Source organism: Psychrobacter sp. TWP2-1-2, assembly GCF_049896785.1.
GTDB lineage: Bacteria > Pseudomonadota > Gammaproteobacteria > Pseudomonadales > Moraxellaceae > Psychrobacter.
The window spans coordinates 156,089-179,947 of the sequence record NZ_JAFCVA010000006.1 but is presented as its reverse complement, the minus strand read 5'-3'; the positions used below and the strand labels follow the sequence as shown (position 1 = coordinate 179,947).

The 23,859-nt window shown below is 42.2% G+C and carries 18 protein-coding genes; 11 read left to right on the top strand and 7 right to left on the bottom strand.

Annotated elements, in window-relative coordinates:
- Positions 1 to 155: 155 nt before the first annotated feature.
- The gene (gene mscL / locus ACP7AE_RS07785; RefSeq protein ID WP_270896178.1) at positions 156 to 599 is read left to right on the top strand and encodes a large conductance mechanosensitive channel protein MscL; all 444 of its coding nucleotides are present in this window, start codon (positions 156 to 158) and stop codon (positions 597 to 599) included.
- Positions 600 to 722: 123 nt separating this feature from the next.
- On the opposite strand, the gene ACP7AE_RS07780 is transcribed toward mscL, so the two are convergent.
- From ACP7AE_RS07780 to cysM, 6 genes are all read right to left on the bottom strand, one after another.
- The gene (locus ACP7AE_RS07780) at positions 723 to 1,163 is read right to left on the bottom strand and encodes a hypothetical protein (protein ID WP_193007710.1); all 441 of its coding nucleotides are present in this window, start codon (positions 1,161 to 1,163) and stop codon (positions 723 to 725) included.
- Positions 1,164 to 1,494: 331 nt separating this feature from the next.
- The gene (gene mutM / locus ACP7AE_RS07775; RefSeq protein ID WP_426242313.1) at positions 1,495 to 2,433 is read right to left on the bottom strand and encodes a bifunctional DNA-formamidopyrimidine glycosylase/DNA-(apurinic or apyrimidinic site) lyase; all 939 of its coding nucleotides are present in this window, start codon (positions 2,431 to 2,433) and stop codon (positions 1,495 to 1,497) included.
- A gap of 53 nt (positions 2,434 to 2,486) precedes the next feature.
- Positions 2,487 to 5,039, bottom strand: a complete 2,553-nt coding sequence (locus ACP7AE_RS07770; protein WP_426242311.1) for a RelA/SpoT family protein — start codon at positions 5,037 to 5,039, stop codon at positions 2,487 to 2,489.
- A 383-nt stretch (positions 5,040 to 5,422) separates the two neighbouring features.
- A complete protein-coding gene (gene rlmD / locus ACP7AE_RS07765; RefSeq protein WP_426242309.1) occupies positions 5,423 to 6,964 on the bottom strand; it encodes a 23S rRNA (uracil(1939)-C(5))-methyltransferase RlmD in 1,542 nt (513 codons plus the stop codon).
- Positions 6,965 to 7,052: 88 nt separating this feature from the next.
- Positions 7,053 to 7,877: a 3'-5' exonuclease gene (locus ACP7AE_RS07760; protein ID WP_426242307.1), complete on the bottom strand. Its 825-nt coding sequence runs from the start codon at positions 7,875 to 7,877 to the stop codon at positions 7,053 to 7,055.
- A 47-nt stretch (positions 7,878 to 7,924) separates the two neighbouring features.
- Positions 7,925 to 8,908 carry a cysteine synthase CysM gene (gene cysM, locus ACP7AE_RS07755; protein ID WP_426242305.1) on the bottom strand — a complete coding sequence of 328 codons (984 nt, stop codon included), beginning with the start codon at positions 8,906 to 8,908 and terminating at the stop codon, positions 7,925 to 7,927.
- Between the two features lie 487 nt (positions 8,909 to 9,395).
- Here cysM and ACP7AE_RS07750 point away from each other — a divergent pair, with 487 nt between their 5' ends.
- The 10 genes from ACP7AE_RS07750 to tsf all read left to right on the top strand — a co-directional run bounded on the left by ACP7AE_RS07750 (position 9,396) and on the right by tsf (position 22,789).
- Positions 9,396 to 12,929, top strand: a complete 3,534-nt coding sequence (locus tag ACP7AE_RS07750) for an ATP-binding protein (protein ID WP_426242303.1) — start codon at positions 9,396 to 9,398, stop codon at positions 12,927 to 12,929.
- 161 nt (positions 12,930 to 13,090) lie between these two features.
- A complete protein-coding gene (locus ACP7AE_RS07745) occupies positions 13,091 to 13,903 on the top strand; it encodes a crotonase/enoyl-CoA hydratase family protein (RefSeq protein WP_201501991.1) in 813 nt (270 codons plus the stop codon).
- A 317-nt stretch (positions 13,904 to 14,220) separates the two neighbouring features.
- A complete protein-coding gene (locus ACP7AE_RS07740; RefSeq protein ID WP_426242300.1) occupies positions 14,221 to 15,480 on the top strand; it encodes a multidrug effflux MFS transporter in 1,260 nt (419 codons plus the stop codon).
- 363 nt (positions 15,481 to 15,843) lie between these two features.
- Entirely contained in the window at positions 15,844 to 16,731 is an 888-nt protein-coding gene (locus tag ACP7AE_RS07735; RefSeq protein ID WP_426242298.1) for a substrate-binding periplasmic protein, read from the top strand.
- A gap of 68 nt (positions 16,732 to 16,799) precedes the next feature.
- The gene (locus ACP7AE_RS07730; RefSeq protein ID WP_201539773.1) at positions 16,800 to 19,013 is read left to right on the top strand and encodes an ATP-binding protein; all 2,214 of its coding nucleotides are present in this window, start codon (positions 16,800 to 16,802) and stop codon (positions 19,011 to 19,013) included.
- 62 nt (positions 19,014 to 19,075) lie between these two features.
- Positions 19,076 to 19,438 (top strand): response regulator, encoded by a 363-nt coding sequence (locus ACP7AE_RS07725; protein WP_045443633.1) that lies wholly within the window; start codon positions 19,076 to 19,078, stop codon positions 19,436 to 19,438.
- Positions 19,439 to 19,467: 29 nt separating this feature from the next.
- Positions 19,468 to 19,917, top strand: coding sequence for a chemotaxis protein CheX (locus ACP7AE_RS07720; protein ID WP_045443636.1), 450 nt, complete (start codon positions 19,468 to 19,470; stop codon positions 19,915 to 19,917).
- Positions 19,918 to 19,958: 41 nt separating this feature from the next.
- Positions 19,959 to 20,408 carry a chemotaxis protein CheX gene (locus ACP7AE_RS07715; protein WP_045443639.1) on the top strand — a complete coding sequence of 150 codons (450 nt, stop codon included), beginning with the start codon at positions 19,959 to 19,961 and terminating at the stop codon, positions 20,406 to 20,408.
- 352 nt (positions 20,409 to 20,760) lie between these two features.
- Entirely contained in the window at positions 20,761 to 21,558 is a 798-nt protein-coding gene (gene rpsB, locus ACP7AE_RS07710) for a 30S ribosomal protein S2 (protein ID WP_045443642.1), read from the top strand.
- A 346-nt stretch (positions 21,559 to 21,904) separates the two neighbouring features.
- The gene (tsf, locus tag ACP7AE_RS07705) at positions 21,905 to 22,789 is read left to right on the top strand and encodes a translation elongation factor Ts (protein WP_045443645.1); all 885 of its coding nucleotides are present in this window, start codon (positions 21,905 to 21,907) and stop codon (positions 22,787 to 22,789) included.
- Positions 22,790 to 23,001: 212 nt separating this feature from the next.
- On the opposite strand, the gene ACP7AE_RS07700 is transcribed toward tsf, so the two are convergent.
- Positions 23,002 to 23,814, bottom strand: a complete 813-nt coding sequence (locus ACP7AE_RS07700) for a lytic transglycosylase domain-containing protein (protein ID WP_045453808.1) — start codon at positions 23,812 to 23,814, stop codon at positions 23,002 to 23,004.
- Between the last annotated feature and the right edge of the window lie 45 nt (positions 23,815 to 23,859).

Here is a 23,859-nt window from a genome sequence, read left to right as displayed (position 1 = left end):
CATTTTATGCTGCTTTTTTTTGTTGTAATTTCCATAGAATATAGACAGAATAACTGACAGTAGTAGTGTTTCTTACTATTACTCTTAAGGCTCAAGATTGGGTCGACTGTTGAGATACTTATTCGATTATAGATTGGTATTTTGAGGAGAAAATAATGAGTATGGTTTCTGAGTTTAAAGAATTCGCTTTAAAAGGTAATGTGATGGACTTAGCGGTCGGTGTCATTATCGGTGGGGCATTTGCTACTATCACAACGTCCTTAGTTGAAGACATTATTATGCCAATAGTGGCCTTCATAGCAGGTGGCGAAATCAATTTCAAAAACATGTTCTTAGTGTTGGGTGATGCGCCTGAAGGTGTTGCCATGACCTATGATGCCCTCAAAGCAGCTGGCGTTCCTGTATTAGCCTACGGCAGTTTCATTACCGTACTGATTAATTTCTTAATTTTAGCATTTATTATTTTTATGATGGTTAGAATGGTTAACAAAATGCGTCGTAAAGAAGAAGTGCAAGAGCTGGTAAAACAACCTTCAGAAGAGGTGCAATTGCTTCGTGAAATTAGTGCTAAGTTAAGTAATACCGCTGTTTCAAAATAAAATATGATGATTTGATTAAAAACACAAAAAAGGCTAACACGACGTTAGCCTTTTTTATGGACAATTTATAAATGCATTGTCTTTAGCGCAGTTATATTATTTAACCAGCTGTTAATATAAAGACTATGGCGTAACTACGACATAATCGTTGGTATTAATCAAAATCTCAGATGGTTGGTCAACGACAATACGGACAACATTATCATTAGTCACTTGTGATTTGTAATAGTTATCTTCAGCGACAGTACAACCTAAGCAACGTCCCATCGCATCCCAAGGTTCAACAAAAAGTTTCTGCTGCGCCTGATCTGCATTACCACCGATAAGCGAGAAGGGTAGACTAACTAGGTAGGCGGCAGTACCAGCAACGGCACTGACCAGTTGTAAAGGTTTACCCACTACCGTATCAACCACCATTGTCTCATAAGAAGGCCCAAAGTCTGTCTCATCAATTTCTATGGCTGCCAAGGCAGGTTGCATAGTAGCAGCCATTAAACTTAAGCTTGCGGCTATAGTAAAGGCTTTTTGCTTAACTGTGCGTTGGTTTTTGGCTTTAACAGTCATAACGATGTCCTAAAATTCATAATTGGTATGATTATTAGCTGCTGCTATTTCCACACAGAGACAATTTCCCTATATAAATAATGCGCAACGATAAGAAGTAGGCTAAATATATTACAGATGTATAAACATTATGCACTATTTATGTAAGTGCTCATACTATTAAAGCAATATGTGTGTCAATAAGCAACAAAAATGGCGCGCGATATAATGATATTAGTGCAAAATAATAGGACACTCAGTCAAGAGTATTGTGCTGCCATATTCTACGACTTGATACCTAAGTTATTCTGGTATTTAAGGCGAAACAGATAGTGATAGTTTCAGATAATATTTAAAGGATTGGCTGACAGTTGGGACAGAATACACTGGCGCGACCATTAATTTTGATATTCTCAAGTACAGCATCACAATGCGGACAAGTTTCCCCTTGTCTACCATAGACATTTAATGTCTGCTGGAAGTAACCGGTTTGACCATCTGCTACGGTGAAGTCTCGTAGTGTCGAACCACCAAGCGCTATCGCCTTTTGTAAAATACCTTTAATATGATCGACCAAAATAATCATCTGAGCATGGGACAGTTGGTGAGCGGGGGTGGCTGGATGAATAGCTGATAAATATAGGCTTTCAGTCGCATAGATATTACCGACACCCACGACGACCTGTTGTTCCATGATGACTGATTTTATAGCGCGAGCAATGGGCTGCTTCTTTGATTTGGCTTTGCCAACTGCTACAGCATCAGCACTGTGATCAAGCAAGTTTGACCGTTGAATCAATTGATACAGGTAGTCTGCTGTAAATTCATCTGATAATGGTTCAGGACCTAAATGATCTAATAGCTTAGCACTATAATCCTTGTGCCATAACACTGACCCAAAACGTCTTGGGTCATAGTAATGTAGCTGGACTTTTGTATTATTAACGCCCTTAAAAACAATGATGAGATGATCATGCTTGCGATTTTCAGTACCGTAGCTCTGCTGCTGCAGGCTGCCCGACATGCCTAAATGAACCAAAAGTTGACGCTGTACTAACGTAGCAGTTTGAGCCGCATCGCTATCATCATTGGGTAATAAAAGTAAAAAGTTAAGAATTAAATATTTTGCGCGGCGCTCAACGCTATCTAGCGTGTAATCAATCAAGCTATCTAAATCATCTGGCATCGCCCAGCGCAGCTTTGGCTGAAAAACTTTTATATCGATAATGCGTTGCCCTAATAACGGTGCAAGGCTGGTTTTGGTTGTTTCTACTTCAGGCAGTTCAGGCATGATGTTTTTATAATAACCTTATGATTCAGTGGACGTACTTTGTGAGTTTATATCTAAGCGACGGCGCGGCGAGCATGCAAGATACCATGCTGTTGCTCTAGTTTCGCTAAAAGCTTAGATAGGTGTGCCAATCCTGAAACCTCAATATGAAATTTTAAAAAGGCAATGTTATCATCATTACTAAGCGTCTCAACTTGACGAATATTGACATTTTCTTTATCAATAATTTGCGTCAAGTCACGCAACAGTCCGCGTCTATCATAGGCTTCTACGTGAATATCAACCGGTTGATAACGACCAGCTTGTACCCGCCACGAAGCCTCTATTTCGCGCTCAGGATCGCGTTCAATCAAGCGTGAGTATTCAGGGCAACCACGATTATGGACACTGACACCTCGTGATAAGGTAATGTAACCAGCAATTGGCTCACCATGCACAGGGTGGCAACAGCCTGCTAGATTGATTTCTATATTATCCAGCCCATCGATACGAATTTTATAAGCATCAATTTTGCCTGCCTCTCTAGCATCTATACTTGGCGCAAAATTTTCTGGCGGTCTTTCAGGTTCTAGATGTAGCTGACGAGAGATGTGGCTGGTGAGTTGGTTGAGACCAATGTCGCCTGTGACCAATCCAACGATAATATCATCAGTCGTATTGACATGGAAATGCTGAATATAGTCGTTTAAATCGATGCTATTGGGATGTACCGATAGTCGTTCAAGCTCTTTACTGAGCATTTGACGACCAATTTCAATGTTTTTATCACGGTCTTGCTTATTGAACCATTGACGCAATTTTGAACGTGCACGGTTGGTATGAATGTATCCAAGTGAAGCAACTAGCCAATCACGGTTAGGCTCACGTGATGCTTTGGTGATAATTTCAACTTGTTCACCCGTTTTGAGTTGATAGGTTAATGGTACATAGCGCTGATTGACTCGCGCAGCTTGGGCACGATTACCGACTTGTGTATGTACATAATAAGCAAAATCAAGAACAGTCGCCCCTTTTGGCAGTTCAGTAATGTCACCATCACGGCTAAAGATATAGATGCGTTCGAGCTCGTCAAAATCAACGAGTTGCTCTTCTTCGTCAAACTCCATGCCCTCTATTTCTTCACCAGTTAGTAAAGATGAGCGCGGTTGGTTACGGGTTTCATTATTGATCGATAACAGCTGGCGCAGCGAGCTGATTCTTTGATTAAGATAATTGTCTTTTTTATTCTTTAGACCTTCTTTGTAGTTAACATGAGCACACATACCAAGCTCAGCTTCGAAGTGCATTTCATGAGTACGAATTTGCACTTCCAGTGACTTGTTTTCAGCAATGACTGCCGTATGTAGTGAGCGATAACCATTGGACTTGGGGTTGGTAATATAGTCATCGAATTGTTCTGGAATATATCGCCACAAGCCATGTACCAATCCAAGCACGTGGTAACAGTCTGACGGGTTGGTGACCAATACTCGCAGCGCGCGAATGTCATAAAGCTGATCAAAGGATAAGCCTTTGAGCTTCATTTTTCGGTAGATAGAGTAGATATGCTTTACACGTCCAGAGACTTCACCTTCGATATTGGCCTCTGCTAGTGCCTCATTGAGCTTATCTTGTACGCGCTGAATATAGGACTCGCGTTCGCTGCGTTTTTCGGAGAGCAGTTTGGCAATCTCTTTATAGCGTTCAGGCGCAAGGTAGCGAAAGGCTAAATCTTCCAGCTCCCATTTAAGTTGCGCGATGCCCAAGCGATGCGCCAATGGGGCATAAATAGTCATAACTTCACGCGCCACACGATTCTGTCGCTCTTCATTAGAAAAGGTCAATTCGCGCATGGCGAAAGTACGCTCAGCCAATTTGATAAGCACGACGCGTACATCATTGGTGACGGAAATTAGCATGCTATAAATATTAGATAGCTGGTCGCGTTGGTTATTTACGAAGTGATCTTCTAGACGCTTATTGCTTTCAATAATCTCAGACAGCTTACCCATTGCCAAGGTATCTTTGACTAGGGTCGATATGTCTACACCGAATTTTTTCTCGATATCAGCGAGGCTTATGATTGATTTTCGCGCACTACGATAGAGCATTGCAGCCACAAGAGCGTCTTCGTCTTGGTAGAGATAGGTCAATATGTCTGTCATGCCAATACCCGTGACATAAGCACCTGAACGCTCAGATTCGCTGGTATTCATATGACTGCGAATAAATTCACAAGCAGCACTCAAGTGAGGTACAGACTCTTGTCCGATACGTTTGGCGACGTTGTCTAACCAAGTGGGAACATCAATATTGACTTGATCTAAATCAATCGCTTCGAGCTCTTTATCTGAGAGAGCATTATTTTTATCTAAAAGCGGGTTATCAGAATATTCGTTTTCAAGCTTTGGATCATGACTATGAAAGGCATGTAGTGCTGAGCGATCAAAAGTGGTGTGTAGCTTATGAGTGGACAGCTGGTATTTGATATCGAGGGGGATTTGGGCATAGCTATTGGCAGACTGGTGCGAGCGTTGGCTCGCGACCAGTTGAGCGGCAAGTGCTGCACTATCGGCTTGGGTGATCTGTCCATCCACCAGCGGTAATCCTTCACGAATTTTTACCATAGCCGACTCCTCTTAGCTATTTTGAATTGATTATAACCTCATCTACTATGCACACACGTTGAACTTACGATTCATAAAGTATCAGCTATAAACCAATATAACTGCTAAAAAATCTGTTTTTTAGCAGTCATAAAATGCGCGTAAAATATATAAAGCTATGAGTGCAAACGTTCACAAGGATTGAAAAAACCAGCCTAGGAATATTGTTTACTATTATCTCACTTTAAAGAGACAAATCAAGCGAGGCTATGTAATGTCTGCGGTTAATCAGGATAAATAACCATCATTTTTTGCCACCGCTTGACTCAAATTTTGAATCAAGCTCAGTGACATGCAGTATGGCTATTGAATGCTCTGAATCGATTACTTAACAGTAAATTGAATTACACCGCTACTTTTTCAAAACGAGCGATGGACTCAACATGACCGGTATGACAGAACATGTCCATTACGCCAGCATGAGTCAGACGATAGCCTTGCTCTAACAATGCTTTTGTATCACGGGCGAGGGTTGCAGGGTTGCAAGAGACATAAACGATTCTCTCAGCGTTAAATTTCGGCAAGTACTGCATGATTTCCCAAGCACCAGAACGCGGTGGATCGATCAATAGCGCATCAAAGCCCTGATTCGCCCAAGGTTTATTAGTACAGTCTTGCGTCAAATCTTGGCTATAAAATTCTGTATTATTGATGCCATTACGACGTGCGTTATCGGCTGCACGTGCGGTCATCGCTTCACTGCCTTCAACACCAACCACCGAGCCTGTCTCACCAACGAGGCGCGCAAGTGGCAAGCTAAAGTTGCCTAGACCACTGAATAAATCAAGTACGCGTTCACCTGCTTTTAAGTCTAACAAATCGCAAGCAAGCTTGGTCATTTGACGATTGACGGACAGGTTCACTTGGGTAAAATCTGTCGGGATAAACTCGAAAGTCAAATCGTATTCTGGCAATTGGTAATATAAACGACCAAATTGCTGGCTCATGTCATCATCTGCAGTCAATGCAATACGCTGGATACTGTCCGCACCTTTAGACTGCAAATATAGCTGCCAGTTGCGTGCGGCAAAAAACACTTTTAGCTTTTCTATATCAGCGTCTGATAACGGCTCCAAGTTGCGTACGATAAGGGCAACGGGCTGATTGCCATCTGGCAGCTCAGGCATTTCCTCACCCATGGCCAACTCAAGCTGAGCAATCTTATTACGGCTCTCTAGCGTACTAATCAGTGTTTTTAAGTTTTCAATCTCAAAACCAATTCTTGGATCTAAAATATGACACTCATTTAATTCTGCCAAAAAGTTACTTGAGCGCTCACGAAAGCCGACAAGCGCGGTTTCTTTTTTGGTGACATAACGCACACCCAATCGTGCTTTGGTACGATAACCAAGACGATCACCAACCACGGGAGCAAGCCAGTTATCAGGCGTGACATTGGCTTGGTGTATCAGCATTTCAGCCAATACAGATTGCTTAAAGTTGATTTGACCGTCTGGCTGCCAGTGTTGCAAATTACAGCCGCCGCAGACGCCAAAATGTGGGCAGGGCGGTACGGCACGTTCAGAATTTGGGTTGGCAGTAATACTGACAGCCTCGCCTTCTTCAAAGCTGGCACGGCTATTGGTTATTTTGACCAAGGCACTTTCACCCGGCAATGCAAAGCTTACAAAGATTTTTTTGCCATGTTTGTCTTCGACATGACCATCGTCTATACCAAAACCATTACCATAAACGGCAACGCCGCGACCATCATGCGACAAACCATCAATGGTGAAGGGCAGAGGTTCTGCATCCTTTAGGCGGCGGCGTGTCTTTGATGAGGGTTTAGATTTTTTCTTATTAGGCGGAATAGTAATCGTTTGGGTCTCGCTCGTTGGTGGCGTAACATCAGAGGTTGTAGACGTTTTTGAATCGGTGGGTTGCATAAACCTGCCTTAATAATAAATGATAAATAACTAAAAAAATGAGGATAAACGCGATGTCTTATAACGCGCCTTCATATAACTTCACTTGTTATGATGTGGGCGCAGATGACCAATCAGCGATGAAGTCTTGATGGCGAGCATGACCATCCGCTTGGGTATATTTTACTAAATAGTCATAGCTCTGCTGCTGCCAAGCGTCAAAATCTTGTGAGGATAACTGTCCAGTTAAACGCAACCAGCGCAAATAGATTAGCCATGTATTCATGACATCAGACTCGCAATAAATAGACAGCGTTTGCCAGTCATTAGTGCTGACAAGCTCACCAACCATACTACCGTCGACAGCTGTTTTACCCGGTAGACCATATAAGCTTGCGACAATATCCATGGCTTCGCGGCGGCTGGCACCGTACTGGCTAAATCTGTCCATTAAATCAAGGTGACGCGTGTGGAAGCGATTGACGTAATTATCAAAGCGCATGTTTTTGATGCGCTCGCCTTCTTCAAATAACCATGGCGCTGATAAATCGTATTGCATAGCCCGATATATCAGTACAGGAATATCAAAACCTGAGCCGTTCCAACTAATAAGCTGAGGCAGTTTTTCAAGGTCACTAAATGCCCGAAAAAATTTGGCAAGGATGTCTTTTTCACTAAATTTATCAGCGGTCAATGAGAACAACGAAAAATTGCCATCTTTGATATATAACGCTGAGATACAGACGATACGCTGCAGTGGCAAGCGCATAAAATCATGCCCAGCTTCTTGTATTCGAAGCGCTGTGAGTGCGCTCAATGCATCTGCATCATTCAACTCTGCCAATTGCGGATAGATACGGCGCGCCGCATCGGTATCAGCGACAGTTTCGATATCAAAGACCAATATAGGGTCGGATGGTAGAGCTTGTGACATAAGAAATCCTGATTGAATCAACTAAACTTAGCAGCGTTGTCTGTGCGTTAATTAACTTCTATATTGTTATCGACATTGCTGGCGTCAATATTGTCGTCGTGAATATTGTATAAACCCGTCGACAAATAACGATCGCCGCGATCACAGACAATAAAGGCGATGACAGCATCAGGGTTTTCTTTAGCGACTTGTACGGCAGCCCATGCTGCAGCACCTGATGAAACGCCCGCGAAAATACCTTCGGTTTTGGCCAGTTTGCGCATATAAACTTCTGCGATACGCTGATCCACATCCATGATTTCATCAACCAAATCTGCGTTAAAGATACCCGGCATGTAAGCTGCAGGCCAGCGGCGAATACCAGCAATCGAAGCTTCTTCATCAGGCTGTAGTCCAATGATTTTGATATCTGTATTTTGTTCTTTGAGGTATTGCGATACACCAGTAATGGTACCAGTGGTGCCCATTGAGCTAATAAAATGAGTGATTTTTCCTGCCGTTTGCGCCCACAGTTCAGGCCCTGTGGTCAGGTAATGGGCATGACTGTTATCAGGGTTATTAAACTGATCTAATACGATGCCTTTGCCATCTGCTTGCATTTGCAGCGCCAAATCGCGTGCGGCTTCCATGCCTTCATCCACCTCGATTAACGTCGCACCATACGCAATCATAGCGTCTTTGCGCTCTTGAGTTGAATTGGTTGGCATCAGTAGCGTTATCGGATAGCCACGCATCGCCGCGACCATGGCTAAAGCGATACCAGTGTTGCCACTCGTGGCTTCAATCAGCATGTCGCCCGCTTTGATATCACCGCGCTGTTCTGCTTGATAAATCATATTAAATGCAGGACGATCTTTAACAGAGCCCGCTGGATTGTTACCTTCAAGCTTGGCCAGTAACGCAGCACCATTGGTCAGCTGCTCTTGCTCAGGTAAGCGCTGTAATTTAACCAATGGCGTCTGACCGACGCAATCGGCAAGCTTGGTGACTTGAGTAATGAAATTAGGGTTGGAGATAGCCGTTGCGGACATAAAGTATCCTTGTTAATTTTTAAAATTGATTTTTAATTACCGTTTATTTTTTAATTGTCATTTTGATTTTTGAATAAATATCTTGATACGGCTGCTATTGAGTGAAGTGATTGTTAATGACATTTCTGTCGCTTTAACCAAATAGCAATAAATGAAAAGTTGCGTCATTATATCATTTTGTTTTTGGCTACGCTGAAGGCATCAAGAGATTTTGGTAAATGAGTGGTGTTTAAAAAGGGCTGGACAGTTAAAATGCCTTTGCGTCATAGCCACTCACCATGATCGATGAAATGCGTTATAGTTATGGCAATATATAGGTACGGCAATAACAAGAACCATTAAATTTTATCATGGGTAGGCAGTTATTATTTTTAAAATGACGATAGCTTTGAAATGAGAATAGCCCCTAAAAAAATTATGATTGGCTAACACCGCTTACCGCCGCTATTGATTCATAGTGCAATTTTCTGTAGAGAGTAAAGCTAGCATGGCATACAAAAAACGTTTTGATACTAGCAGTGCGTATGGCCAGTTGATTATATTGGTGTTTTTACCCATTTGTATCTTGGCAGCGGTGGGCGGTATTTTGGTCTTTTATGAGACCATGCGTGCCAGCAATTCCGAACAAGAAGTATTGGCGGAGGCGGTGCTGATTCGTTATACCCCAGCGATTGCAGAGCTAATCCCTGAGCTGTTAGCGCAAGATCGCCAGCAAGCAGACGGCGAACCCAATGCGGATGGCGAAGTCAGAGCAAATGATGCCACTCAAACGACCATCACGAAGCTTGAGGAAATCCAAGATAAACTGGGTCGTATGCAGTCCGAGCAACATGTACAGCGTATTGCGATCATCAATGAAAGCAATCAAGTGCTCGCCGCAGTCGGCTATGGACTGAACGAAGCATGGCCTGTAATAGACACAACAGAGAAGTTTTTATCGCAGCAACCAACACCTATTGGAACCGCTTATGGCAGTGTGTTAGGGGAGTTTGAAGGACAAAAACTGTGGCTGCTCGTCGATATGGACAATGAACCACTCTATATCGCCCGCTACCGTATCGCCATGGCATTAGTGATTACTGGCTTGTTCACTATTTTGATTTTATTGCTGAGTTTAAATATTTATTCAAAGCGCTGGATAGCACCAATTTATGAGCTACGTTTGCAGTTGCAGCGTACCCATGTTGACAATCTGTATCAGCCTATTCCCGTTGAGTCAGATGGTGAGCTGAACTTATTACAGCAAGATTTGGTCAAAACGCTACGCCGCTTGCATAGGAGCTTTCAGGAATTAAAAGACCATGCCGAGCAAACCGAGGATGATTTGCGCCTTGCTTTTGATGAGATGGAAATGCAAAACATCTCTATTCGTAATGCACGTGATGCGGCAATTTCAACCAGCCAAGCCAAATCGGCATTTTTGGCCAATATTAGCCACGAGCTGCGCACGCCATTAAACAGTATCGATGGCTTTATCAATTTGCTGGCAAGGCATGGCGAATTGAACCCTGAACAAGATTTGTACGTGCAAACCATACGTAAGTCATCAGCACACTTGCTTGCCTTGGTTAACGATGTTTTGGATTTCTCTAAGATTGAAGCGGGCAAGCTGGTACTTGATCGTCATGAGTTTGACCTTTATGACACCATTTATGACGTGGTCGATATGCTTTCGCCTGTATCCGCAGAAAAAGGTCTGCGCATGGCGGTGCTGTTTTATAATGATGTACCGATGCGTATTAATGGCGACGCCCTGCGCCTCAAGCAAGTATTGACCAATATCGTCGGCAATGCGATTAAATTTACCGACAGTGGTGATGTGGTAGTGCGTGTCAGCTTGGATGATCATCGTGATAATTATCTCATGATCAGTGTGCAAGACAGCGGTAAGGGCATCTCTTTAGCCGATCAAAAGATGCTGTTCCAAAGCTTTAGCCAAGGCGACCCTTCAATCACTCGTCAGTATGGCGGCACAGGGTTGGGGCTCGTTATCTCCAAGCAATTAACGCGGCTGATGGGCGGTGATATTGGCTTTCATGATAATGCTCAAGAGAATATTGCCAATCAGGGCGCAACGTTTTGGTTTCGGATGCCAGCACATGTCGATGTATTGGAAGCGGCTACAGGACAGACGATTGAGCTACCGGTCTTGGCTCCATTGGCGAGTGAGACCGATGAGTTTAATGTATTGGTATGGATCAATCATACCGCCTCTATCCAAGTGCTCAAAGCCAGCTTGCAATATTTGCCGATTAAATTGACCCAAGCCAACTCCTTACCGGGCGTACTTGAGTCATTAAAAGAGCATGGTAATTATTGGGATTGGGTCATCGTCGATGATGATACCCAAGACGATATGATGGCATTACTCAAACAAATTCGTCTGCATTATCAAGGTAAGCTTGCGGTATTTGGCTATCAAGTTGCTGCCGATCAAGCATTATTAAATCGTTATCATGCCAATATTTTGTATGAGCCTTTAGACAAAAGACAGCTTTATGCCATGCTCGACACCCAAAACCGCAGTACCAAAAAAAGCGTGCAAGAACCGCGCTGGACAGGGGTGACGGTTCTGGCAGTCGACGATCATCTGCCTAATTTGTTGGTGCTCGATGCATTGCTCAGTGAGCTTGGTATTCAGGTCATCACAGCGAGTAATGGTTTTGACGCCATAGAAATTATCAGTAAACAACAAACCAAAAATATTAAAACCACAAAGAATGATAAGCAAAGTCTGTCGAATAAAACGCAAATCTCTAAAGCTGAAACGCACGATGAGGTAAACAAAAAATCAAATAGTACGCTTTATGAAGAGATGAATACCGACGATAAAGGCGCTACTCAGGATAAAGGCCATATTGATCTAATATTCATGGACATCCAAATGCCGCGTATGTCAGGGCATGAAGCCGCAAGACAAATTCGTAATATTGAAAATGATGATAGCCGTATCCCGATTATTGCATTGACTGCCCATGGTTTGGCTGATGAGCGAGACAAACTGATCGCCAGTGGCATTAATGACTATGTAGGTAAACCCATTAGCCAGCCTCAGTTGTTACAAGTGCTGCAAAAATGGCTTGGACGTACAACGACAATGCCGCAGTTAACAGCGTTGCCTGATACCAATATGGACAGTACTGATGTGCAGACCTTCGATTTATCAAAAGAGAATTCACACTCTACCAACTCACAAAATGGGGAGGCTGAAACGTATTCAACGTGGCCATCAGACTCTACAACTATTGCCTATCCTATGGTGAAAGGGGATGAAAATAACCGTCATAGCGGTTCTAATACAATCAATCAGCCAAAAATAACGCGTCCTTTATCATTGAAGAAAATTCGTGATAACTACTTGCGAGACAGCCAACCTCGTGAGGATTATAGACGCGAAACACCGCGTGACACCCAGCCACGCTATGAGAACTTGCGCTTACATAAACAAGGACAGTCGCCACTATTAAAGCCATCGGAAACACCGATAAATAGTGCTCACAACGGAGTAGCAACGCCTACAGATTCACACATATATGCGCAAGAAACAAAGAGTTGGGACAGCAGTCACCACCATTTAAGCCATCACTCTTTGGGGGCTAACGAAGGTGATGGGTTTGCTATTTTAGATTGGCAAGACGCGTTGACCCGCTCAGCGAATAAGCCCGACTTGGCAGCCAAGCTTATCATTATGATGCTTGATACGATCAATGATGAAAAGCAGGCACTGACGCAAGCGTGGGACGCCCGTGATCGCAGTATGCTAGCGCAAATTGCCCATCGCATCTTAGGCGGCAGTCGTTATACTGGTGTGCCGCAATTACGTCAGGCCAGTCAAGATCTAGAAGATAAGTGCTTGTTGAATGTCCAACACACCACACCTGCGCAGTTTGCCATGCTTGAGCCATATTATGCTGCATTAATAACAGCGTTAAATAATTTGCAGGCGCTAGATTTGTCAGCCTATCCTCAGCTCAATTATCATCGTTTGAGTGAAAATGATATGACGTGGAAAATGATTTAGAAATGATGGTTTTATGACATTAACGGTGAATCGAATCGTTGCAGTCAGTTATTGATGAGGTAGCGTCGTAACAAGGCTGTTAATATTGTTGCCATCAGCTTTAGACGTATCGGCATCGTATTTAGATGCCATTTCTATTTTATTCATGAATAAGGATTGTTATGAACGCGATTGCCACTTACCAATATGAAACCTTACAAGTTAGTATGACCGACAATATACTCACGGTAACCTTAAATCGCCCACACAAAAAAAATGCCATGAGCTTTAAAGTGGTGAAAGAATTGATTGCCGTTGCAGAACGCATTGGTAAAGATAAAACGATACGTGCGGTGATCCTAAATGGTGCTGAAGGCACGTTTTGTGCGGGCATCGACTTGGGTGATTTAAATCATCCAAAAAATCAAGCGTTCGCCGTTTGGGAGCTGATAAAGCCATGGCAGAGTTCATTCCAGCGTGTTTGTCTGGTATGGCGCGATGTGCCTGTACCGGTCATTGCCGTACTAGAAGGCTATTGTATTGGTGCAGGTCTTCAGCTAGCGCTGGCTTGCGATGTGCGTATCAGTCATCCAGATTGCAAACTGTCTATTATGGAAGCTAAGTGGGGGCTTGTACCAGACATGGGTTTGACGCAATCGGCGTTTGGCGTGGTACGTGAAGATGTGCTAAAAGAGCTTGCCATGAGTGCGCGTATCGTAACTGCCAGTGAGGGCAAAGCATTGGGTCTTGTCAGCCATTGCAATGAAGCGCCACTTGAGCAGGCGCAAAAGCTCGCTGCTGAATTTGCAGAGCGCTCTCCTGATGCGGTGTTGGCGAGTAAGCGTGTGGTCAATGCTATGTTCCAGCAGCCAGCCACTACTTTATACAAAGAAAAAGTATGGCAGCTTAAAATGATGCTCGGTCGTAATCGCAAGCTTGCGTTAAGAAAAGCCAAGCAAGCCAGTACGGCATTTGGCAAGCGCCAGTTCCGCTAAATATCTTTTACTAATTATGCCGCTATGCTAACGCTCAGACCTATTTTGACAAATTATTGTGATTGTTTTTAGTTGTTATTGTTTGTTTTATTCACATCATACCTCTATTGAAATGTGAGCGGATAGTACGATATATCACTATCCACTTGCGCGGCTGTATGCAAATGTGCACTAATGGTGGCAATGACCCTTGTTTTCAGTATTGAGTAAAGACTAAATATTAAAGACAATGGAAGCCTGAGTAATACAATAACAATCACTAGAGTGTATTGAACCTTTATAAAAATTCAATACACTCTATATAAAATGGTCTGAATATGTCTGCTCCAAAATCCTCTCTACCCAATCGACCCGTTGCTTCTGAGCGTGTACGCTCTGCTGATTTGCCTGTTGCATGGATTATGATGCTTGGACTTATCGTGGCAGTGGGGCCATTATCTATTGATATGTATCTGCCTGCATTACCATCTATGGCAGATGACTTTGGCGTATCCACAGCCTTTATGGCCAACTCTGTTCCTGCCTATTTTTTAGGCTTGGTATTTGGTCAGTTATTTTATGGACCATTTAGTGATCGTGTTGGTCGCGTTAAGCCTTTATATATCGGTATGACGCTATATGTCATCGCCTCCATTATTTGTGCGACTACTAATAACGAGTATGTATTGTTTGTTGGGCGGACGATGCAAGCGCTTGGTGCGTGTGTCGGCGCGGTGGTCACTCGTGCTGCGATTCGCGATCGATTGACTGCTAAGCAAACCGCAAAAGCCTTTTCTATTATGATTTTGGTGATGGGTTTAGCGCCGATATTAGCCCCATCGCTTGGTGCGCTATTTCTACAGTTTTTTAGCTGGCACTCTATTTTTTGGTTTTTGGCTGCTTTTGGCACGTTGAATTTATTGCTCACAAAGTTTTTCTTCTTTGAAACGTTGACTGAAGAAAATCGTAATGTACGTCCTGCAAGAGAAGTACTGAGTCAATACTGGGACTTATTAAAAGACCCGACGTTCAATTATCCAGCGATTGGTGGCGGCCTGCTGATGGGGGCGATGTTTGTTTATATCAGTTCAGCCTCTGAGCTGATTATGGATACCTATGGGGTATCCGCCACCCACTTCGCTTGGCTATTTGGGATGAATGCTGCTGGTTTTGTGGGTTTGACTCAGCTGAATCAGTGGCTTACCAATCGCTTTCGTATTTTGAGTATTTTGCGCTTTGGTGCAATGATGCAGGTTATTTCTGCAGGCGTGCTATTTGTAATAGGTCTATTTTTGGGTACTGATGCTTGGCTTCCACTGGTGCTGGCTTGTATTTTCTTCTGTATCGCAGGTTTAGGTCTTACCCAGCCAAATGCTTCTGCTATTGCGCTGGCCTTTCAAAAACGCCGAGCGGGCATGGCAAGTGCGCTACAAGGCTCGCTTATGTTTTCAGTCGGTATCTTTGGTGGGTTATTATTAAACCTATTTCCAGTTAATCCCGTACTCAAAATTGGTATTGCGATGTTCGCTTTAATGAGTCTTGGCTGTTTTTTAATTTGGCAGATAGATCGTAATTTAAATCTGGACGATGCGGAGTAAGCCATAGACTTTATAAGTCTTGCACTAGCATCTTAAAAGGCGTTCTTAAAAGGCATTCTTACATTGATTATGTAGGGATGCTTTTTTGTGCTTTTTATTTTATTTTCTGCCTAAAACTGTGCATAAAACAAGACCATATTACAAGTTTTTAGTCATATGGGTAGACTTATGTACGCCCTTAATATCCTTTATTTGCCATATATAACAAATTGTGGTTAATAACCAAACATAATTATTGCAATCGCAAAGGTAGGCAAGTATTATCCACGTAACTTTTTGTAAGTAAATATTGTGAAGATATTACCTAACCTTTCTAAATTGTCATTTATTGATATATATAACGTAAAGTTTAAAGGATGAATTATGAAGCAATTATATAAACTATTGCCAATTGTATTTAGTATAGGACTGTTTGGCTGCGGTAACTCTTCCACTCAAGAAAATGCCAATTCGACTGGGACGCCAGTAACAGAAAATAAAGATAATTTTGTCAGTGATTTGCCTGATACGGCACCAGTTATTAAGGTCGGTACCGAAGCAAATTACGCACCTTATGAATTTAAAGATGAATATGGAAATGTAATTGGATTCGATGTGGAACTCATGCAATATATTGGTGAAAACCAAGGGTTTAAAGTTGAAGTCTATAATGATACTTGGGAACAATTATTTGGTAATTTAGATAATAAAAGTCGGGATATGGTAGCAGCAGGTTTAACTTATAGCAGCGAGCGTGCCAATAAATATTTGCTTTCTGACGCCTATGCACCTCTTCCTACTAGCCTTGTATACTTAGAAGACTCATTAGATATTAAGTCGTTAAATGATCTTAGTAATTTAAGGGTTGGTGTATTGAGTAACTCAGAGCCTTATGAGTATTTTTTACAAGGTAAATACACTGTAGGTTCTTTAGAACAATATCCGACAACATTTGCAGCAGTGGAAGCTATGGCACAAGACAAGGTCGATACAGTTGTAGATGATTCGGGTGTACTCCGCTATACCTTAAATGACTTGCCAAGCCTAAAACCGCAATATTTCGATTACGAAAATATTAGAGCAGATGGTGCTCGCAAAGTTTTTCTTATTGATAAAAGCCAACCTGATTTGTTGAAAAAAGTAAACGCAGGACTGAATGAATTAAAAGAAAATGGTACTTATGCAAAACTAACTACTAAATGGTTCGGAACAGATTTAACTAAAGCGTCATTGCAGCAGCAACAGATATTGAAAAACACTCAAGGGCAGTAGTTATAGAACACATTATCTTTAAATAAACAGTAAATATTAATTTATCTATACATTAAAAGGAATATGCTATGACTGTTTCGACTCAAAACGCTAACTCCCGTTATCGTGGTTTGATTCTGTCGATTGCTGCCTTCTTGGCATTGATTGGGATACTGCTTGCCTTTACGTTTTATACTTCAAGTGTTCTCGAGCGAAATACTACGTTAGTAAATATATCTAATAAAACTGCTAATAATGCTCAGGCTATTATTAAGGATTTGTTCGACTTACAAAGTAGTGTAGGCGAGCATATCAATTCTCCTCATCAAAAGCGAGTGAGAGAAAGACTAGAGAGTAATACTCAAGAGATTAATCAATTGCTCACTAGTATGCGAGAAGGTTCAGAATATATTGATGATGCTGGTAATGCTTATCAGATCCCAAATATCACGACAGCGACTGAAGTTGCTGCTTTAGAAGAAGCGCAGCAAGACTGGGATAAACTAAAGCCACTTATCGCAACTTATCTTGAGGGCGCTAGTGATATTCGAGTAGATTCTTCGGATGAACTGGCATTGGCTTATGAACAAGCTAAAACATCTAGCCTACGTATGAATGATGCTTTAGATAGACTAACTAGTGAAGTTTATAGCGAAACCGAACGCCAAGCGACGACGATTCGTCTTATTCAGGTACTTGGTGTTGCCGCCATCTTTACCTACTTTCTAATCTTTGTATTCTTCTTTGTACGTCGTTTACGTGAAACCGATGCTGAAGCGTTCGCTGCTCGTCGCGAGACGCAAGAAATTATGGAAACGGTAAATACGGGTCTATTCTTGCTTGATAAAGACTTGAATATTGGTCAGCAGCATTCTCGCGCACTGAATGATATTATCGGTGAAGACAGATTGTCAGGAGAGAACTTTACCAACGTTTTACGTGGGCGTATTTCTGATAAAGATCTGAAAACCACACAGCAATTTATTGAGCAGCTTTACAATCCACGCGTTAAAGAAAAATTGGTAGATTCTCTCAATCCACTGCACAAAGTCATGCTACACAACAATGCTGGTGATAAAGCACAGAATAATCGCTTCTTAGACTTCAAGTTCTCACGTGTTTATGACAACAAAGACATTGCCCGTATTTTGGTCAACGTCAACGATGTATCGGATGCCGTATATTTAGAGCAGCGTCTAGAAAAAGAGCGTTCGCAAAATGATATGCAGATTGAGATGCTCACCACGATTCTAAATGTAAATCCAAAGATTATTAATGAGTTTATTGATAATACGCAGATGCATATTGAGAAGATGAACAATATTTTGAAAAATCCTGGTAGCTCACAATACGAGCTTGAGGGCAAACTAAAAGCCATCTATCGCGAAATGCATAGCTTAAAAGGTGAAGCTTCTGCGCTAAAACTGCATAGCTTTACCAAGATTGCCTCAGATGCGGAAGACAAACTGCACGCATTGCAAAACCAAGGTCAATTATCTGGTAACGATTTCTTGCCATTGGCCGTACATTTGGATGACTTATTAAGCCTATCAAATACCATCGCGACCTTGGGTGAGCGCATTAACCGTTCAGCACCAGCGACTGCACCAACTGCAAATGGGTTAGATGACAATAGTGCTCAAAACAGTATGTCAAAAACGGTGGCGACTGACAGTCAGACATCAAATCCTTCAACCAGTATCATAGATACTGATATCGGTCAGGATATCGACCTAGGTAATGAAGCACCTGATGATCATTTGTCTTTTTATAAAGCATTTGCAAAAGATATTGCCGCAAGACAAGGCAAGCAAGTAGAGCTAAAGAGTAATACGCTGATGCAAGCGGACATACCAGCACATCTAGTAAAGCCGATTAAAGAGATTAGCATTCAACTACTACGTAATGCCGTGGTGCATGGCATTGAAGCGCCAAGTGTTCGTCATTCGATTGGTAAGACTGCGGTTGGGACGATTGATTTAGAACTAAAAGACAACGGCTCAGATTTCATGCTGATGGTGCAAGACGATGGTCAAGGTATTGATTATGATAGCATTCGTGCCAAGTTAAGCAGTGACGGTCGTTTTAGTACAGAAGAAGCCAGTCAGCTCAGTCAAAGCGAGCTGCTCAAACAACTGTTTTCTTCGGGTTTCTCTACTAAAGAACATGCAGATGAAGATGGCGGACGCGGTGTCGGTCTCGATATCATTAAAGCAAAAGTAAAAGATTATGATGGCAAGCTTAACGTAAACAGCGAATTTGGTCAGATGACACGGTTTGTTATTACTTTACCAAAAGCTTAATTAGAAACAGCAGGTATATTGTCAAGGATGACAAGCACTTCATTAAAGGTAATAGATCAGTTATGCATAAGTTAATGATTGTTGATGATTCAAATATTATTAGAAATCGTATTCAACGCGCGTACGATTCAGGGCAGTTTATGTTGGTTGCGACGGCAACCAGTGGCGTCCAAGCCATTGAAAAGTTCAATGTCCATCGTCCTGATGTAATCACTATGGACTTGACCATGCCACAAATGGACGGACTTGAATGCATTGAGAAAATCATTGCGATTGACCCTGAAGTACGCATTTTAGTGGTGTCAGCACTGTCTGATAAAGCCACTGGCATTGAAGCATTGTCGTTGGGTGCCAGCGGATTTTTGTGCAAGCCTTTTTCAGAAGAAGAGCTTGTAGAGTCTTTGTATGAGCTAATGCAAGACTAAACCATTCAACGACTTAAGTAGATGTCATTATGAAAGAACAAAAGCTACAGATTTTTTTAAGTATTATTAGTAACTATTTTAATCAGTTTGGGGGCGAGGAGCTTGTCGCTGACACCCCATATCTGTTAGAGAACAAACAGCCAAAAGTCCATGATTATACGGGTGTGATCGGTATATCGGGTGGACAAAAGGGCGTGGTGTATTTTTCGGCAACCCGTCAGTTATTGTCCGCTATACTGGATAGCATGGGTGAAACGGATAAAAGCGATGAAAACTACATCGATTTGGCTGGTGAAGTGGCCAATACAATCGCTGGTAACGCGCGTAAAGAGTTTGGCTCAGAGTTCCATATTTCTGTGCCGTTTGTATTTAAAGGCTCTCCACAAAGTATTGTGTTGCCGAATGATGAGCGTTCTTTTATCATTCCCATCACTTGGAACTCGCAGATAGGCGAGATTGTGGTCTGTTTGCAGGATTAACGTTGCTGCCACCGCGTCATAAAGATGGATATTAATATGTTATGGTTAAAGTAGAAAAATTGGGTGTGTTTCTGAGCTCAATCAATGCATTTTTTGCACAAATTGATGGCTCGGAAGTATCCATTGATACCCCTTATTTAAATCATAACAAGAGTGCCGTTGGTTATGATTATAGCGGCGTTATCGAGATATCAGGGCCTCTTGAAGGCTGTGTGTATGTGAGTGCACCAAGCGTGATGTTACGAGAAGTCATAAAAGTGATGGGCGAGCCTGACTCATCGATCACGATGATGAAGGATCTGCTCGGTGAGATGGCGAACACTATCTCTGGCAATGCTCGTACTGAGTTTGGCTCAGAGTTTATTATCTCGCCGCCGCATATTGTTGAGAGCGCACCAAGCGTGTCTTATTTGCCAAAAGATCGCCAAAGTTACGTCACACCATTTACGTGGCGTGGGTATAAAGCGGTCATTGGTATCTGTATCGCTTAATCTACAGCTGCTCATTTATTCAGTATAAAGAACGACGTTAATGCGTCGTTTTTTTATGCGTTATCATCCACTTAAACAGCATAATAGCGCTAGCAGTCGCTAAGCATTATATGATAAAATACAGCCCAGCTATTTTTATCACATCGTATTTTTACGTTCAAATGATAGCTCAATTTTTTAAACCAACCAATGACACACACATCATGGCAAAAAATTGCTGGGTGTTTGGCGACTTGATTAATTTGCAAAAAGTTAGTGCTGCCACAATAAGCATTAACCGTTAGCAGATGCGTGTCGCTAGATAGGCAGTTTTTGTGATGTGGAGGCATAACCCAACCAATAGGAATTTCACATGTCTACAAAGAATCCAACCAAAATCGAAATGCGCGACTTACTACAAGCCGGCGCTCACTTTGGTCACCAAACACGTTTTTGGAATCCAAAAATGGGACCATACATCTTTGGTGCCCGTAACAAGATTCACATCATTAACTTAGAGCACACAGTAAAAGCGTTTAACGAAGCATTGACTTACGTTAACGGCTTAGCTGCTAAGAAAAACAAAGTATTGTTCGTAGGTACTAAACGCGCAGCAAGCGGTATCATCGCTGAGCAAGCAGCACGCGCTGGCATGCCATACGTTGACCATCGCTGGTTAGGTGGTATGTTGACTAACTGGAAAACACTTCGCCAGTCAATCAACCGTCTAAAAGAGCTAGAAAAGCAAGCAGAAGACGGTACTTTCGCCAAGCTTACTAAGCGTGAAGCGTTAGAGCGTACTCGCGATATGGAAAAACTTGAGCGTTCACTAGGCGGTATTAAAGATATGGGCGGCCTACCTGACGCAATCTTCGTTGTAGACGTAGATCATGAAGCGATTGCTATCAAAGAAGCTAAAAATCTAGGTATCCCAGTTATCGGTATCGTTGATACTAACTCTAGCCCAGATAACGTTGATTACATCATCCCAGCAAACGATGATGCTATCCGTGCTGTGACCTTGTATGTGACTTCTATGGCTGATGCGATTATCGCTGGTAAAGAATACGCACAGACTCAAGCGGGCGGCAAAGCTGAGCAAGAAGCACCTGCTACTGAGGAAGCACCAGTTGAAGCCAAAGCAGAAGAAGCGGCGACTCCAGCAGAATAATTGGCTGACCAAAAAGGTTTAACTTTGTAAGGATAGCTTGATAGTCACACTATCTGCATCCATATAACGTTATTAACAGCGTATAAGCTCACACGTATAAGCTCACAATAGGCATGATGTAGTTTTACTCGTCATGCCTTATTGTTGATGGAACACTCGTTAATAAGCGAGTATTATCGCTTATAGTTGACCTAGTGATGCACAATATCTGTCATTACAATGATGTCTGTTATCACGATCAACCATGAGTGCGTCCATTACTATAAGAGCGATATAGTACCAATAGATAGCAAAGATATATCTCATAGAAATTAAGCACTCCCATACATAATAAAAGGTAACTCTTATGTCAGAAGTAAAAGTATCTGCCAAAATGGTAAAAGAATTGCGTGACCGTACTGGTCTTGGCATGATGGAATGTAAAAAAGCGTTAGAAGAGTCAAACGGCGATGTAGAAACTGCCATTGATAACCTACGTAAATCTGGTCAAGCCAAAGCAGCTAAAAAAGCGGGTAACATTGCCGCTGATGGCGCTATCATCATCGCTCAAGGCGACAACAAAGCATTCTTGTTAGAAGTAAACTGCCAAACTGACTTCGTTGCAAAAGACGAAAACTTTACGGCATTTGCAGAAGCAGTAGCGAACATTGCATTAGAAAACAATGTGACTGACGTAGCTGCTATCGCTGAATTGCCATATGGCAATGGTCAGACTGTTGAAGAAGCTCGTGTATCTTTGGTACAAAAAATCGGCGAAAATATCCAAGTACGCCGCGTTGAAGTATTAGAAGGTAGCAACCTTGCTTCATACCGTCATGGTCTACGTATCGGTGTTGTGGTATCTTTTGAAGGCGGCAACGCAGATACTGGCAAAAACCTTGCCATGCATATCGCTGCGTTTAACCCAGTTGCGGTTGATGACGAAAGTGTAGATGCTGATTTATTAGCACGCGAAAAAGACATCATCGAAGCAAAAGCTCGTGAGTCTGGCAAGCCTGATAACATCGTTGAAAAAATGATCGAAGGTGGCCTACGTAAGTACCTAGAAGAAGTGACTTTACTACGTCAGCCATATGTTATGGACAACGAGAAAAAAGTTGGTGATGTACTAAAAGCTGAAGGCGTAAAAGTACTTGCTTTCAAACGTCTAGAAGTTGGTGAAGGCATCGAGAAAAAGCAAGAAGATTTCGCTGCTGAAGTTGCTGCAACACAAGCACTGGCTAACAAGTAATTTTTAAATTTTGCTAAGAAGAATGGTGAGTGCTAAGTTTTTTGGTTTGGTACTCACCGATCAGCTTTATTGTTAATCTTGTATCGAACTCAAAAAAATATGACAAGATAGATTATGAATGAATAGATAAAATCTCTTAGCACAAAAAAGCCCGTTAATTATATTAACGGGCTTTTTTACGTTTGGATTCAACGGTTCATGTAGTCTTCATTTTAGCGTAGCGCATCATATGCTGAATTGGCATAGCTGGCACTATTGCTATTACTGCTGGTACCATAGCTGACGTTTTGTAAGCCGCTACTGAGACTAGGATTGGCGATTTGATTACTAGCGTTCATGGTACTGCCTGATAGCCCTGAGTCGTTTTTATACAAGCTATGGTAACGGCTCATGACATTTTTGACATAGTTACGGGTTTCCTTAAAAGGCGGGATGCCGTTATATTTATCAACGTTACCTTCACCCGCATTGTAGCCCGCAACCGCAAATTCTACGTTGTTATTAAAACGCTTCATCAGCCATGCAATATATTTAGCAGAGCCTTCGATATTATCTGCAGGATTCCAAGGATTGCTAACTTTGAAGCGTCGCGCAGTCGCAGGCATTAGCTGCATCAAACCTTGTGCACCGACAGGTGAGCGTGCATTCGGGTTAAAGGCGGATTCGCTATGCATCATTGCTTTTATGAGCCCAGGATCTACGCCGTGACGCTGAGCTGAGGCGCGAATATAACTGTCGTATGAGTTGCGGCTTCCGCTACTGCTGGCAGAGCTACTACCATAGCTATCGCCACTGCCATCATACATTTTGGATTTTTTATAATGGGTAACTTTGACTGTTTTAGTAAACTTATTAAAGTTACCACTAGGTTCACTGCGATTGGTAAGTAGTATCTGACCGTCGTTACTTTTTTTAATATACATACTCTCCGCGTGAGCAGTAACAGAAAAGGCAAGTGAGCTAGTAATGACAGTTAATAGAAGAGGAGACAAGCAGCGAGTCACTAAGGTTGTAACATTTATCATAGGGTTATCACTTTTCATCGAGTAATAGCAAATTGCTTTGCCTAT